Annotated in this window: 11 protein-coding genes; 4 read left to right on the top strand and 7 right to left on the bottom strand. The window is 70.6% G+C overall.

Features of this window, described 5'->3' with window-relative positions; genetic code table 11:
• Positions 1-17 precede the first annotated feature (17 nt).
• Genes addA through FHR19_RS05410 form a run of 6 tightly spaced genes read right to left on the bottom strand, consistent with a single transcriptional unit; the run spans position 18 to position 10840 of the window.
• Complete coding sequence (gene addA / locus FHR19_RS05435; RefSeq protein ID WP_184025295.1) at positions 18-3404, bottom strand: double-strand break repair helicase AddA; 3387 nt, start codon at positions 3402-3404, stop codon at positions 18-20.
• The gene (addB, locus tag FHR19_RS05430; protein WP_184025293.1) at positions 3397-6345 is read right to left on the bottom strand and encodes a double-strand break repair protein AddB; all 2949 of its coding nucleotides are present in this window, start codon (positions 6343-6345) and stop codon (positions 3397-3399) included. Before addB ends, addA begins: the two co-directional genes overlap by 8 nt.
• Positions 6338-7093: a nucleotidyltransferase family protein gene (locus tag FHR19_RS05425; RefSeq protein WP_184025289.1), complete on the bottom strand. Its 756-nt coding sequence runs from the start codon at positions 7091-7093 to the stop codon at positions 6338-6340. Before FHR19_RS05425 ends, addB begins: the two co-directional genes overlap by 8 nt.
• Entirely contained in the window at positions 7093-8058 is a 966-nt protein-coding gene (locus tag FHR19_RS05420; RefSeq protein WP_184025948.1) for an aminoglycoside phosphotransferase family protein, read from the bottom strand. The genes FHR19_RS05425 and FHR19_RS05420 overlap by 1 nt, the downstream gene beginning before the upstream one ends.
• Entirely contained in the window at positions 8055-8501 is a 447-nt protein-coding gene (gene tsaE, locus FHR19_RS05415) for a tRNA (adenosine(37)-N6)-threonylcarbamoyltransferase complex ATPase subunit type 1 TsaE (RefSeq protein ID WP_184025286.1), read from the bottom strand. The genes FHR19_RS05420 and tsaE overlap by 4 nt, the downstream gene beginning before the upstream one ends.
• Positions 8498-10840: a sensor histidine kinase gene (locus FHR19_RS05410; RefSeq protein WP_184025283.1), complete on the bottom strand. Its 2343-nt coding sequence runs from the start codon at positions 10838-10840 to the stop codon at positions 8498-8500. Before FHR19_RS05410 ends, tsaE begins: the two co-directional genes overlap by 4 nt.
• 226 nt (positions 10841-11066) lie before the next feature.
• Between FHR19_RS05410 and FHR19_RS05405 the strand changes: the two genes are divergently transcribed.
• The 4 genes from FHR19_RS05405 (at position 11067) to FHR19_RS05390 (ending at position 13795) form a co-directional block, all read left to right on the top strand.
• On the top strand, positions 11067-11663 hold the full coding sequence (locus tag FHR19_RS05405) for a CC0125/CC1285 family lipoprotein (RefSeq protein ID WP_184025280.1): 597 nt from the start codon (positions 11067-11069) through the stop codon (positions 11661-11663).
• A 174-nt stretch (positions 11664-11837) separates the two neighbouring features.
• On the top strand, positions 11838-12344 hold the full coding sequence (locus FHR19_RS05400) for a type III secretion system chaperone family protein (protein WP_184025277.1): 507 nt from the start codon (positions 11838-11840) through the stop codon (positions 12342-12344).
• Positions 12341-13144 carry a pyrroline-5-carboxylate reductase gene (proC, locus tag FHR19_RS05395; protein WP_184025274.1) on the top strand — a complete coding sequence of 268 codons (804 nt, stop codon included), beginning with the start codon at positions 12341-12343 and terminating at the stop codon, positions 13142-13144. Before FHR19_RS05400 ends, proC begins: the two co-directional genes overlap by 4 nt.
• Positions 13145-13213: 69 nt before the next feature.
• On the top strand, positions 13214-13795 hold the full coding sequence (locus tag FHR19_RS05390; RefSeq protein WP_184025271.1) for a hemerythrin domain-containing protein: 582 nt from the start codon (positions 13214-13216) through the stop codon (positions 13793-13795).
• Positions 13796-13834: 39 nt separating this feature from the next.
• On the opposite strand, the gene FHR19_RS05385 is transcribed toward FHR19_RS05390, so the two are convergent.
• Complete coding sequence (locus FHR19_RS05385) at positions 13835-15106, bottom strand: OmpP1/FadL family transporter (RefSeq protein WP_343053181.1); 1272 nt, start codon at positions 15104-15106, stop codon at positions 13835-13837.
• Positions 15107-15196 lie beyond the last annotated feature (90 nt).

The raw sequence follows: 15196 nt of genomic DNA, 5'->3' as shown, positions 1-15196 counted from the left end.
TGGCCGCCCTCGCCGGCTCAAGCGCGCGAGGGCAAGCTTTGCTCCGTCGCCGCCAAGCCGGGCTTGAGCGCGGCGAGCGCCTCGGCCGGCACTGCGATCAGCCGCGGCCCAGCGGTGTAGAGCAAAGCGGCCTCGATCCGCCGGTCGGGAAAGATGACGGCGAGCGCGGCGGCATAGGCGGCCATCTGGCGCGCATGATGCGGCGGCACCTCGCCCACGTCGGCGGGGACGCGGCGGCCGGTCTTGAAATCGATCAGGCGGACGCGATCACCCTCGACCAGCAGGCGGTCGACGGTGCCCGCGATCACCTGTCCGCCGACGACTGCGGCGATCGGCGCCTCGGCGAGCGCATCGGCGCCGAACATATCGGCGAAGTCGGGATGGTCGACGATCGACAGCGCGCGATCGACCAGCCCCTCGCCTAGCGGATTGCCCGCCAGCCACGCCTCGCCCGCGGCGCGGCGATGCTCGGGCGGCAACGCCGGCAGCCGCTCGAACAACCCGTGGAGCAGACGCCCGCGCTCGGCCGCGTCCTGCATCGCCGGGCCGGCGGGCGGCGGGTCGGCCACCTCGTCCTTACCCAGCGACGACGGCGCGAGCGGACGCGGCGGGCGCGCTTCCTCGGGCGCGGCGCGGCGTGCCCAGTCGGGGAGCGCCGGTCTCGCTGCGTCCCGAGCGGCCTCGGACACGGCGGGCGCGGGCGGCCGGTCGTCTGCCAGCACCCGCGTCTCGCCCGGCGACACGCCGAGGGCATCCATCGCCATCGCACTCGCGCGGTACCAGCTGAGCGGCGGCGGCTCGCCCTTTGCGCGCTCGGACAGGCTGCCGGCGATCACCAGCTGCTCCTCCGCACGCGTTGCGGCGACGTAGAAGAGCCGCCAATGCTCCTCCAGCTCGCGGCGGTCGCTGTCGGCCACCACGTCGTCGAGCGGCCCGCCGCGCTCGGCGCTGCGCGGGCGGAAGACGGGGATCGGCGGCTTGTCGGCGTCCGCCTGCCAGTCGAACAGGTCGCGGCGGTTCTGCGTCGGGTCGGCGGTCGCGTCGGCGAGGATGACGAGCGGCGCCTGCAATCCCTTGGCCCCGTGCGCGGTCATGACGCGCACCGCCGCCTGCGGCCGCGAGCTGTCGCGCACGATCTCCACATCGCCGCGATCGAACCAGTCGAGGAAGCGTTGTAGCGACGGCGTGGCATTCCGTTCGAAGCCGAGCGCCGCCGACAGCAGCTCCTCGATCGGGTCGCGCGCCTCCTCCCCCAGTCGCGCGATCAGGCGCCGGCGCCCGTCGAGTTCGCCCGAGAGAATGTCCTCGAGGAATCGATAGGGCGTCGCGTAATCGGCGCGGGCGAGCAGGTGGTAGAGCGGGGCCAGCCGCTCGGCCGGCTGCGTCGCGCGCAGGTGCCGCCACAATCCGCCCTTGCGATGCATGGCCGCCGCCATCAGCTCGTCCTGCGTCCACCCGATCAAGGGCGAGACGAGCAGGCTGGCGAGGCTCAGATCGTCGCCCGGTTGCAGGACGAAGCGGATCGCGGCGAGCAGGTCCTGCACGGCCAGCGGCGCATTGAGCCGCAGCCGATCGACGCCCGCGACCGGCACCCCTTCCGCATAAAGCCGCGCGACGATCAGCGAGGCGAGCTCGCCGCGCCGCTTGACGAGGATCATCACATCCTCTGGCCGGAGCGCGCGACCCTTCGACGCGAGCCTGTGCCCGCTATCGAGCCACTCGCGAACCTGACGTGCGATCCGGCGGGCGAGTTCGCGGACCTGATCGTCGACCCAGCCCTCCTCATCCTCCTCGCTCCCGCCCGCGATCACGGGGGGCATGAGGGTTACGCTGCCCGGCCCTGCCACCTGGCTGGCATGGCGCTGGCGGTCGTCAGTGCCCATGCCGGGTGCGGGCAGCGCGTCGAGCGCGGCATCGACGAACTTGAGCACTGTCGCGACCGAGCGGAAGCTTTCGATGAGCGCGACGGTGTCGAGCGGCCGGCGCTCCTCTGCCTCGATGGGCGGCGCGGCAGCCAGCCGGTCGTAGCGACGGTGCGCCGCGCGAAAGAAAATTGGGTCGGTGCCCTGGAAGCCGTAGATCGCCTGCTTCTCGTCACCGACGGTGAATAGCGTCCGCACCTTCGTGCCGCGTGTGCCCGCACCGGCAAAGAACTCGTCGGCGATCGCACTGACGATCCGCCACTGAGCAAGGTTGGTGTCCTGCGCCTCGTCGATCAGCACGTGCTCGGTCGCGAGGTCGAGCTTGTAGCGCACCCACTCGCCCATCCCCGGCGTCTCGAGCAAGCGGACGGTCGCGGCGATCAGGTCGTCGAAATCGACCGCGCCGGCCAGCCGCTTGGCATCGGCATAGGCGCGGGCATAGGCACGGCCCGCGGTGAGCGCGGAGGCGAGCGCATCGGCATAGGCGGCGCGGACCCGCAGCGCGAGGAGCTCGGCGCAACGCCCGTGCAGCCGCTCGGCGACCGGGGGATAGTCGTCGCCGGGCGGCACCTGTCCCTTCCCGCCGCGCGGATCGCCCTTACCCGTCGCCCAGACGAGGTGGAGGTCGCCCAGCGTAGACGCACGCGTGCGCGAATCGGCGGCGAGCCATGCGGCGATGACCTCGGCGCGCTCCAGCCCTCGCTTGGTCCCCCATGCCGCCTGCATCGCGGCCAGGTCGCGCAGGCTGTCGAGGTCGAACGCATCGTCGCCGCACGCCGCCTCGACATGCGCCGCAACGTCGCCGGTCGACAGATCGAGCGCACGGCGGATGTAGGGCTGGACGCCCTCGCCGATCGGCAACGCTTCCATCGCGTCGGGCCGCGCGGCGCACGCGTGGAGGAACGTCTCGGCCTTCTGCTCGCCGAGCCGCAGCGCCAGCGCGCCGATCGCCTCGGCGATGGCGACCCGCCCCTCGCGCGCCTCGTCCTCCAGCAGGCGGGCGAGCGCTTCGCGCTGGAGCAGCACCTGCTCGCGCGGTTCGAGCGGGCGGAAACCGGGCACCAGCCCCGCCTCCGCCGGGAAGGCGGAGAGCAGGCTCTGGCAGAAGCCGTGAATCGTCAGGATGCGCAGGCCGCCAGGCGCATCGAGCACGCGAGCGAACAGCGTCCGCGCCCGCTCGACCTGTTCAGGCGTCGCCGGCTCGCCGAGGCCGCGCAATTCGGCGAACAGGTCGTTCCGGTCGAGCCGCACCCAGCGCGCCAGCGTTCCCGCGATCCGTTCGGCCATCTCCGCCGCGCCCGCCTTGGTAAAGGTGAGGCACAGGATCGCCTCGGGCCGGCTGCCCGCCAGCAGCAGCCGGAACACGCGCGCGGCGAGCACCTGCGTCTTGCCCGTGCCGGCAGAGGCCGCGAGCCAGACGTGGCGGTCGGGCCGACTCGCATCGCGCTGCGCGCCGCGAAGGGGGTGGAGGGGTTTACTCACGGCCGTACCACTCGTCGCGGCGCATCAACTGGTCGTACTCGGCATAGGGCGCCATTTCCGGCACCAGCTTGGCCGTGAAGGCACGGTCGCCGGTCAACCAGTGGCCCGCCGCTTCAACAAACTGATTGTACGCCTTCCCAACGAAATCCTCGGCTGCGATGCCGCTGCGACCGCCGACCGGACTCTGAATATAGCCGAACGCCTCACCCTTCTTCGCCAATGACCAGTATTCGAAGCCAGTCGCCTTGCCTGCGATCCGATCGAACCCGCCACGCTCGGCAATAAGACCAATGAGGCCGAGCTGAAGGCTGTAGCCCTCCGCGACGGCCTTTGGACTCGGCGGCTTGCCGGTCTTGTAGTCGACGATGCCGAGGCCGCCGCCGGGCAGCCGGTCGATGCGGTCGTACTTGCCCGTCAGCGTGACGCCCGCGATCTCGATCGCCCCCGCTTCCTCCACCCCCAGCACCTGCCGCCCCCCGGCCACCTGCGCGGCAAGCTCCCCAGCAATCCACTCGACCGCGGCGATCAGGCGCGGGCGCCACAACGCGCGAACGATCGGGTGCGTGCGCGTGTCATCGAGCATCGCGTGCGCGCGGGCGACAAGGCGGGCGGGGTCGTGGCCGTCATGCTTCGACCATGCCTCCAGGATCGAATGCACCGCGGTCCCACGCCAAGCCGCGCTCGGATCGGCATCGACCGGATCGAGCGGCGACAGGCCGAGCATCCGCCGGGCGTAAAAGGCATAGGGGTCTGCCTTCAGCCGGTCGACTTCGGTCACCGACAGCTTGCGCGGACGATCCTCGACGCGGGGCGATGGCGCGGGTCGGCTGTCGGGCACATGCGGCGCGGTGTCGAGCACGCGCGCCCAGCCGGCCAGGCCGGCCGCAGGCTCCAGCCCCTCGGCCAGCGCCTCCAGCCGCAGCCAGAAGCGCGACGGGATTGTCGGCCCCGAGCCGTCGCGCCGCGACCGGGTCAGCAACACCTCGCGCGCGCCAAGGCCCTGCGCGAAATCCTGTGCCGACAGCCCGATCCGCCGTTCGAGCGCGGGCAGGCCGAGTTCGGTGCGGATTCGCGGCGCCAGCCACGGGTCGGGCGCAGGCAGCGCCGGCCACGACCCTTCGTTGAGGCCGCCGAGGATGACGAGATCGGCACTCTGCAACTGCGCCTCGACCAGGCCGTAGATCGCCAGCCGCGGATGCCCGCCCTGCGGCGGGCGGATCGCGATCTCGTCGAGCAGGCTGCGCATCAGCGGCAGCAGCGCGCCCGCCGACACCGCGCGCGGCCCCTCCCCGCCGTCGCTCTCCAGCGCGGTCAGCAAGTCGGCGGCCGCGCGCCCCTCCGCCCGCGCCCAGGCGGCGTCGCCCGCCAGCAGCGTCGCCGCTTCGCGTAGTAGCCGGGCATGGTCGTCGAGCGGCCGGTCGCCCCCCTCCGCCATCGCCGCGATGGGCGCGAAGCAGGCCTTGGCCTCGTCCCACCACGCCCGCGCTGCCTCTCGAAGGCCGGCGGTGCGCGGCTCGCCGGTCGCCAGATGCGCGTCGATCCCCTCGATCCCCGGCGCGGGCCGGGGGCCACGCAACGCGAGGTCTAGGCGGCGCGCACCCTCCAGCCATTTCAGCCGCCGCTCGGGATCGGTCGATGCAACCAGCGGATGCTTGAGGAGCGCGAGCAGCGCCATCGGCGCAAATCGCTGCCCCGCCGCCTCAATGATCGCGAGGAGGAGCGTGCCCGGCGCCAGCATCGAAAGCGGCCGCCCCGCCGAATCGTCGATCGCGACCCCCCAGCGCGCCAGATGCGCGGCGACCCGCGCGGCGAGGTTGCGGTCGGGCGTCACCAGCGCGGCGGTCCTGCCCGGCGTCTCCAGCACCTCGCGCAGTTTGAGCGCGATCCCCTGTGCCTCCTCGGCCGGGGTGGCGACCTCGAGCGCGGTGACGCCCTCAAACCGCCGCTCGGCTTTGGGCAGCGTCGGCCAGCGATGCGTAAGGATTGCGGGCAGCATCGCGCTGTCGATCGCCTTGCTGCGTGCGGGCGGCGCGTCGAGCTCGCTCGCGACGCGCCACGGCCGCACTTCCGCGCGCGCGACGCCCATGCGGTCGAGCAGCAGCTTCAGCGCAAATTGCGGGTGCGTCTCGACCGACCGGCGAACTTCGCCGGCAACGGGATGGGGCGCGTGCGGGCCGAGCGTGTCCCACGCCACCTCGTCCAGCCCGGTCGCAAGGCCCGGCAGCACGACGAACCCGTCGGGCAGCCCCGCGACACAGCGCAGCAGCCGCGCAACTGAGGGGACTGGCGAGGTCACGCCCGCCGCACAGACGAACCGCGCCGGGCTCGCCCGCTCCCACGCGCGGCACGCGCGATCGAGCAGCCGGCGGCGGCGCTCGACCAGGTCGATCGCGCTCAACCGCTCGAGTTCACCCGGCCAGCGGTCGAGCACCACCTCGAACGTCGACAGCGCCGTCGCCCAATGCTTCGACAGCTCGCCCGACAGGTCGATCGCTCGCAGCGCCGCGGGGGCGATCTCCTCGACCTGCAACTGATCGAGCGTGCGGGCGAGGTCGCCCGCCAGCCGCACCGCTTCCGCCGGATCGAGACCGGGCCGCGTTTCCTGAAGCAATCGCGCGAGGATCAGGCGGCGCTTCAATGGATCGACCGCGGGCGGCACCGGCGCGGCATCGGCGGGATCGAAGAACGGGCCGACCGCCTCGTCCAGATCGGGATCGCCGACCGCGACGATTCGCGGCAGAAGGAGGCCGCCGTCACTCAGCCGGACGAAGGCGTCGTTGACGGCGCGGGCGGCTCGGCTCGTCGGAACGATGACGACACCTCGCGCGAGGCCCATCGGCTCGCGCCCGAAACGGCGGATCAGGCCGATCGCGAGCGTGTCGGCGAACGCCTTGTGCGCGGGGATGGTGAAGACCTGAGGGTGTCGGTCCCCCTCAGCCATCGGCGAGCAGCGCCTCGGTCATGCCGATCGACGACGGGCTGCCGACGTCGAACCACAGCCCCTCGTGCGTGACGCCGTACGCGCGCCCCGCTTGAATCGCGCGGTTCCAGAACAGGTTGGTCGAGAACGGCCCCTCGGGATAATCGCGGATGATCGCGGGGTTCAGGATCTGCACGCCGGTATAGACGAACGGCGCCAACCGGCCCGAGGCGCGGCGGCGCACGATGCGCCCCTCGGCATCGAGGTGGAAGTCGCCGCGCCCCGCATGGCCGTTGGCGCGGGCGAGCGGCACCATCAGCAGGAGCACGTCCATGCGCGCCGGGTCCCACATCTGCGCCAGCCGGACGATCGCGTCGACCGGCCCGTCGACCCACAGATTGTCGCTGTTGACGCACAGTATCGGCGCGTCGCCCAGCAACTCGCGCGCCCTGACCAGCCCGCCGCCGGTCTCGAGCAGCTGCGCCCGCTCGTCGGAGACTGCGATCTCGATCCCCTTTACCCGGTGCGTCAGATGCGCCTCGAGCACGTCGGCGAGATAGTGGACATTGACCACCGCCCGCTCGACCCCCGCCGACCGCAGCCGGTCGAAGACGTGGTCGATCAGCGGCTTGCCCGCGACCTCGACCAGCGGCTTGGGCCGCGTGGCGGTCAGCGGGCGCATCCGTTTGCCCAGGCCCGCAGCCATGACCATCGCGGTCTTCGGCACCGCGACGGCGGGATTGGGGCGGATCGCGCGGGTCGTGGCCATCAGCGGATCAGCTCGATCGGATCGCCGCGCAGGTGCGGCGGAATGTTGGCATCGAACCACGCCGCCACGGGCGCGAGCGCCGGATGCGCGAGGTCGCGTTCCAGATAACCCCAGACGCGCGGGCACAGCGTCGGATAGCGTGGCTTGCCGTCGCGCTGCCACAGCCGGGTGAAGATGCCGACGATCTTGGCGTTCCGCTGCGCGCCGAGCACGTGATAGGCGACCGCGAAGCTGTCGTCGGCGCCGACCGTGCGGACATAGAGGTCGAGCATCGCTGCCTCCACCGACGCAGGCACATCGCGCCGCGCATCCTGAAGCAAGGAAACGAGGTCGTAAGCCGGATGCCCCGCCAGCGCGTCCTGAAAATCGAGCAGGCCGAGCGTCTCGGCACCCTCGATCAGCATCAGATTTTCGGCGTGATAGTCGCGCAGCACCGTCACGCTCGGCGGTGAAAGCGGGCGGAGCACTTGTTCCCAGGCCCGCTCATACCCCGCCAGATCGACGTCGAGGCCAACTGCCGGCGCGTACCATTCGACCAGCAACCGCGCCTCGCGCAGATAGACCTCGAGGTCGTAGGGCGGCAGGTCCATCGGCGCATGATCGCGAAGCCGGATGAGGAGGCGGACGGCCTCCTCATACAGCCGCAGCTCGCTCTCGGGCGCGGCATCGACGGTCTCGCGCATCCGGGCGTTGCCGAAATCCTGGAGGAGGACGAGGCCGCGCTCCAAGTCCTCACCATGGATCTCGGGCGCGGCGAACCCGCGGTCGGTCAGCCAGCGCGCCACTGACAGGAACGGGCGCGGGTCCTCGTGCGGCGGCGGCGCGTCCATCAGGATCGCGTGGCGGCCGGGCGCGACGATGCGGAAATAGCGGCGGAACGAGGCGTCGCCGGCGATCGGCTCAATCTCCGCATCGCCCCAGCCGATCGAGGCGAGGAAGTCGCGTGCCGCAGCCGGCGGATTCAGGTCAGGGGCCATCGCCCTTCCCATGCCGCCGGCACCTCGGCTGTCAAGCGCCGCGCGCCATCCGCGGCGACGATCAGCGTCAGGCGGAGGGCGTCCGGAAAGACGCGGGCACTCACCCGTTCGGGCCATTCGACCAGCAGCGCGCCGTCATAGCGTGCATCGTCGAGCCCGAGTTCCAGCAGGTCGCCCTCCTCCTCGATCCGATAGAGGTCGACATGCAGCACCGGCAATCGCACCTCGGGCGGGGCATAGCTCTGCACGATCGCATAGCTCGGGCTCGGCGCCTCCCCCTCCAGCCCCAGCGCCGCCAGCAGGCCGCGGGCGATCGTCGTCTTGCCCGCCCCCAGCGGCCCCGACAGCGTGATGGCATCGCCGGGTCGCAGCACCGCAGCCAATCTGCGGCCGAACGCCAATGCGGCGGCTTCGTCGGGCAGGTCGATCATCGCCGCGGCAGCTCGATCGTCACGAGCGTCCCCTGTCCCGGCTCGGACAACAGCGTCACGGTGCCGCCATGCGCCTCGACCAGTTGACGCGCGATCGGCAGGCCGAGGTCGAGTGCCCGCTCGCCGCGATCTCCCGAGCCATGCCGCGCGAAACGGTCGAAGGCATGCGCCTGCGCCTCTGCCGACATGCCGGGGCCGTTATCGGACACGACGATCCGCGCGCGATCTTTGTCGCCGTCGACATGCAGAAGGACGCGGCCGCCCGCCGGCGTGTGCGCGATCGCGTGGCGCAGGACATGCTCCACCGCCTGACGGATGCGCCGCCCCTCCGCCTGAACCTTGCCCGCGCTGCCCTGCACCTCTGTCGCAAGGTCGATGCGCTTCTCGCCCGCCAGCGGCGCGACCGCGGCGGCGGCGGTCTCCGCGGCGTCGCCGACGCTGAGCGCCTCGCGCACCGGCGGCTGGTCAGCAAGCGTCAGGTCGAGCACGTCGTCGACCAGCGCGCCCAGCCGCTCGACCGATTCGAGGATCGCGCCGGTATAGCTCTGTCCCGTCTCGGTCAGCGCGCCGGCATAGCCCGCGCCCAGCATCTCGGCGAACCCCTTGATCGAGGTGAGCGGGGTGCGAAGCTCGTAGCTCATGTTTGCGACGAACGCGGTCTTGACCTTGTCCGCCGCCTCCAGCGCCTCGGCGCGGTCGCGCAGCGCCTGCTCGATCTTCCGGCTGTCGGAAATGTCGAGCATCGTCAGCAGCGCATTGCCGTCGGGCAGCGGCACCGCCCCGAACTCGAAATGCCGCCCGTCGGCAAAGGCAACGCGCCCGCCGCGCTGGAGCCGGTCCGCGGTGGCCGAGCGGACGAGCTCGGCCATCAGCGCCGCGCGCGACGGATTGGCGAGCCGCGGCGCGATATCGCGGGCCAGCGCATCGACGCGCGGATGCTCGCCGAGCAGCGATTCGTCGAGGCCGAAGACGGTGCGGAACTTGTTGTTCCAGTGCTGCACCCGCCCGTCCGCGCCGAACACCGCGATCGCCTCGAACAAATTCTCGATCGTCGCGGTGCGCACGCGCAGCAGTGTGTCGCGCGCACTCGCAAGCTGCACCTGCTCGGTCCGATCCTCGAACACGAGGAGCAGCCCGCCATCGGGCAGCGGCTGCGCGACGACGCGCAGGTGGGTGCCGCCCGCCAGCAGCCAGCTTTCCTCGATCTGCGCATCGGTCGAGGTGAACCAGCCGCGCCGCTCGTTCTTCCAACCGGGGAAGTCGCGCACCTCGGGAATCCGCCCGCCCTCGCGCATCCGTTCGAGGATGCGATCGAACTCGGGCCGGTCGGCCAGCCACTCGCCGCGCATCGCGAACATGCGGCGGAACGGCTGGTTGCAGAAGACGAGCGCGCGGTCGGGGCCGAACTGCGCCACCCCGGCGGAGATGCGGTCGAGCATTGCCCGCTGCGCCTCGCCGAACCGCTTGATCCCGGTGCGCGCCTGTTCCAGCTCCTCGATGTCGATCGCGAAGCCGGCGATGCCGCCATCGGCGAGCGGCACGTCGTGGACGCGCAGCATCCGACGCTGGCCGCCGATCGTCGCGGGCATCGCGGTGGCGCGCGGGCTCCCCGCCTCGCGCGCGGCGAGGGCCTGGGGCGGCGGTGCGCCGGGGGCGCCCATCTCGACCAGCTCGACCTGGCGCGCGACGGCGTCGTCCGCATCGCTCGCCTCGACCGCGGCGACATAGGCCGAGTTGACGAGCGCGAGGCGAAGGTCGCCGCTGCGATACCACATCGGCATCGGCGCCGCCTCGATCAGGCCCTTCAGCGCCTGATACGCATCGCGCAGCAGCTCGACCCGCTCGGACAGGCGCTGGACCTCCCCTTGCGTTTCGGTCGCGTCGAAGAACCAGACGATGACACCGGCATCGCGGGTGAGCGCCGCGGACGCCCGCTCGCCCGCCGCCATCAACAGGCGATCGCTGCCGGCGGCGCGGACGGGTACCCGGAACGGGATCGCGGCACGGCGCGCGCCCTCGACCGCGGCGGCCAGCCGCTCGGCATCCTCGACCACCAGCCCCGCCTCACCCGTCGACAGTCCGGCAAGCTCGCGGGGGGCGGCGGCGAGGCCCAGCCAGTCGAGCAGCTGGCTCGACAATTCGATCCGCCCGTCGCCGCGCACCACCATCGCGCGCGCCGGGGCCGAGCGGATCAGCGCCCAGAGGCGGGCATTGTCCGCCTTGACGCCCTTCGCCCCGGCACGCAGCTTGAGGCCCAGATAGAGCGCGTAGGCGGCGCCCGCGACGAGCACCGCCAGCACCGCGCCCGCCAGGGCCATCTGTCCGGTCGACTCGATCATGTCCGCCGCCGGCGTGGCGGTGCGCCGACGCGCCCCTGTTCCATGCACATAGCCCTAGTGCCGCAGGCGGACGGACGGAAGAGGGCATCGGAACCCTTGCCATTCAGCAACCGCTAATCGACGATGCGGCACAGATCGTCGCGCGCGAGCCGTGGATAAAAGCTTCGGCCCCATGCGTTCACAAATGATCGGGTGCGCCCCCTCGCATCCAGACCGGAGAGTTCGAATGTCCAAGTTCCTTGCGCGTCGGATCGGCCCCGTTGCACTGGTCGTGGCTGGCGCGGTTTCCCTGTCGGCTTGCGCGACGCCGACCCCCTATCGGCCGATCAACGGCCAGGGCAGCTATCGCACCGGCTTCTTCGACGAACAGATCGAGCAAAACCGCTTCCGCGTCGGCTTCGCGGGCAACAGCCTCACCTCGCGCGAGACGGTCGAGCGCTATCTCCTGTTCCGCGCGGCGCAGCTGACGCTGGAGCGGGGCTTTGACCATTTCACGCTGGTCGACCGCGATACCGAGCGCAAGACCGACACCCGCGTCTATGACGACCCCTTCTGGGGCGGTCCCGGGTTCGGCGGCTGGGGCGGCTGGGGCCCGCGCTGGCGTTATTACCGCCCGGGCTTCGGCTGGGGTGGTTGGGGCGGCTGGGGCGGCGGCTTCGGCGGCGGTATCACCGACGTGCGCCAGATCGACCGGTACGAGGCGCAGGCCGAGATCCTGACCGGCCGCGGTCCGAAGCCCAAGGACGTGCGCAGCTTCGATGCGCGCCAGGTGATCGAGAACCTCGGTCCCAACATCCGCATGCCGGACGAGCGCGGCCGCTGACGCCGCGAAGTCGTTGCAAAATGGGGCGGGGTCATCGGCATCGATGGCCCCGCCCTTGTTTTGTAGGCCTTTAGTCCACAGCTTTCTGTGTCACGCCCCGCACCACGACTTGCACAGTCGCTTGCTGCACGGCACCATGAATTGGACGGCATGTTGCCGCCGCTGGAAAGACCAATGCTCGACGAAGCCGAGTTCGACCGCGAAGACGCCGCCCCCATCGACATGCTCGAAAGCTATTTCGCCGCGCATGGATGGAGCCACGAGCGCGAGGACGACGAGATCGTCGCCAAGTTCAAGGGCAGCTGGACCGAATACGAACTGCGCGCGATCTGGCGCGAGGAGGACGGTGTCCTCCAGTTCCTCGCACTGCCCGACATCCGCATTGCAGAGGAACGGCGCGCGTCGATCTACGAGACGATCGGGCTGGTCAACGAACAGCTCTGGATCGGCCATTTCGAGCTCTGGTCGTCGAGCGGCATCCTCCTCTATCGCCACGCCGCGATGATGAGCGACGAGGAGGATGGCGCGACATTGAGCCTCGACCGCGCCGAACTGCTGGTGGAGACCGCGATCGACGAGTGCGAGCGCTTTTATCCCGTGTTCCAGTTCGTCTTGTGGGGCGGCAAGAGCCCCAAGGAAGCCATCGCCGCCGCGCTCATCGAGACTCAGGGCGAAGCATGAGCGAAGCGAACGAACCGGCCCGCTTCTGGCTGGTCGGTGCGGGCAACATGGGCGGCGCGATGCTCCGCCGCTGGGTCGCGAGCGGCATTGCGGCTGAGCGCATCATCGTCATTGATCCGGGCAGCCCGGTGGTGCCGGACGGCGTACAGGTGGTCGCGAACGCACCGGAAGGCCCTGCCCCCGACATCCTGATCCTCGCGGTCAAGCCGCAGATGATCGACGCCGTCGCCCCCGCGATCCGCGCCGCGAAGGCGGCGATGCTCGTTTCGATCCTCGCTGGCGTCGAGATCGCCGACCTGCGGTCGCGTTTCGCCGCGCGGGCGATCGTGCGGGCGATGCCCAACCTGCCCGTCGCGATCGGCAAGGGCGTCGTCGCGCTCCATACCGACAGCGACGCAGCTCCGGTGCGCGCGGCGGCCGAGGCACTGATGGCGCCGCTCGGTCATGTCGAATGGGTCGATCCGTCGCTGTTCGACGTGGTGACGGCGTTGTCGGGCAGCGGGCCGGGCTTCACCTATCGCTTTATCGACGCGCTGGCGAAGGGGGGCGAGGCGCTGGGCCTGCCCGCCGATCAGTCGCTCCGCCTCGCCCGCGCGACGGTCGAGGGGTCGGCGATGCTGGCGGCGGGTGCGGACGATACGCCAGCGGTCCTCGCCGATCGCGTTGCCAGTCCGGGCGGCTCGACGCGCGAAGGGTTGAACGTGCTCGACGCCGACGAGGCGCTCGTCCGACTGCTGACCGAGACGCTCGCCGCAGCCACGCGTCGCAACGCCGAAATGGCCGCCGCCGCACGGGGCTGATCGGAACGTCCAGCGTGCTCAATAGGTTGTGAGGGTTATCGGACCCTCGCAATCGAAGGAGCAAGCGCAATGACGACCGCCCCCACCACCGAGAAACCCACCAATCATCAGAGCAATCTGGGCGTCATCGCCGGTGCCGCTACCGCCGGCGCCGCGATCGGCGTGCTGGCGATGCTGGGGCGCAAGGCCGCGGTACAGGCGCCCAGCGCGCTTGCCGCCAACTGGGTCGCGGCGCTCACTGCCGAGCACAAGGCGGTGCTCAAGATCTTCGACGCGCTCGAGGCGACCGAGAGCCGCAATACGACCAAGCGCGCGATCCTGCTGGCGCAGCTCAAGCACGCGCTCGCCAAGCACGATGTCGAGGAAGGCAACGTCGTCTACCCTGCGCTGCGCGAAGCGGGGCGGACCGAGGAGGCCGATCACCTCACCAAGGATCACGGCTATGTGAAGCAGTATCTCTACGAGCTCGACAACATGCCCCGCGACAGCGCCGAGTTTCCCGCCAAGCTGCGCAAGTTCCGCGCGGACCTCGAAAAGCACATGACCGAGGAGGAGACGGACCTGTTTCCCTCCCTGCGCGCGCAGTTGTCCGATGAGAAGAACAAGGCGCTGGCGGCGGCGATGAACAAGGAAGGGTTCAAGGTCGCTTAATAATCACGGGGAGCGCCGACCCGGCGCTCCCCGCTCGCGTTACAGCTTGATCGTCAGCGACGTACCGATCACGTCGGCATTGCCCGTGTTCGTCGACACGATTCGCGCCTGCGTCGCCGCGGCGGTGCCCGCGAACAGCGTGTCGGTGCGGTTCAACTTCTCCTCGCTCACAAACACGTGCGCATAGCTCACATTCACGTCGAGCCGGTCGTTGAGTTTCCACGTGGCGCCCGCGGTCGCCCAGATGCGGTCGCCGTCGGGCACCCGCGTCGTGCGGAACGCATCCTGCGTCGGCGTGGTGTCGTACAGCCCGCCCGCGCGCAGCGTCAGGCGGTCGGTCGCGTCGAACTCGACCGCGCCATGACCCGACCAGCTATCCTTGTAGTTCTGCTCGTTGACCACTGCCGGGCGGCCGAGCGGCTGCACCGTGATCGCCTCGAACCGCGACCAGTTGAACCACTGGCCCGTGGCCATCAGGCGCACGCGGTCGCCGACGCCGTACATCGCGCTGACCGTCACGCTCTCGGGAATGTCGAGCGGCGCGGTCGCGAAGGTGCGCGTGTTGGCACCCGCCAGCGGGCCGATCAGCCCCGACACCTGGTAGGTGCCGTCGAGCCGGTGCGAAACCTTTGAGCGGTAATGCGCGCCCAGCCGGGCCTTGCCGAAGCTCAGCAGCACACCCGCATTCCAGCCGACCGACAGGTCGTCACCCGAGATGTTGAGCTCCCCGTCGCCCGCGCTAGGGACGAGGTTGGGGAGCGCGTTGCGCAGCTTCACGTCGATCTGCTGGATATCGACGCCGCCGCCGATCGAGACGTTGTCATTAAGCGCATAGCCGAAGCTCGGCTGGATGTTGACCGTCTTCACCTCGGACTTGAGCGAGTCGTACCGCCCGAAAAAGCCCTGATCGTACTCGACCTTCAGGCCGAAGGGCGCGCTAATGCCGAGGCCGAACCACAGCCGGTCGCTCGCCCGGAACGCGGCATAGCCGGTGGGGACGATCACTGGCTGGTCGAACGGATTGCCGCCGTTGTTGCCGGTGACGGGGATCGCGGTCGGGCGGCCCGGCACGGTCAGCGTGGTGCCGTCATTTTGCTGGGCGCTGTCGACGAACAGGAAATGGCTGTTGAGCGAGACCTGGCTGCGCTCCAGCTTGGTCATGCCGGCGGGGTTGTAGAAGATGATCGAGGCATCGTCGGCCGCTGCTGCGCCGCCCGCGAACGCCCGGCCTGTTTCCTTGGCCGACTGTTCCTTGAGCGAGAAGCCGCTCGCCTCGGCAGCGCCCGTCCACGCCAGCACGCCGGCCGACACCGCGGCCAATCCCAAAGCCTTACGCCACATAACCTTGCCCTCTCAGAAGCGACCCGCCGGCATTTTGCCGGTTCGGTTGGGGGAGCGCCC

This window comes from Sphingomonas yantingensis, from assembly GCF_014199325.1.
GTDB lineage: Bacteria > Pseudomonadota > Alphaproteobacteria > Sphingomonadales > Sphingomonadaceae > Sphingomonas > Sphingomonas yantingensis.
Note: the sequence above shows the minus strand (reverse complement) of the source record. Positions and strands in the feature narration are given on the sequence as shown.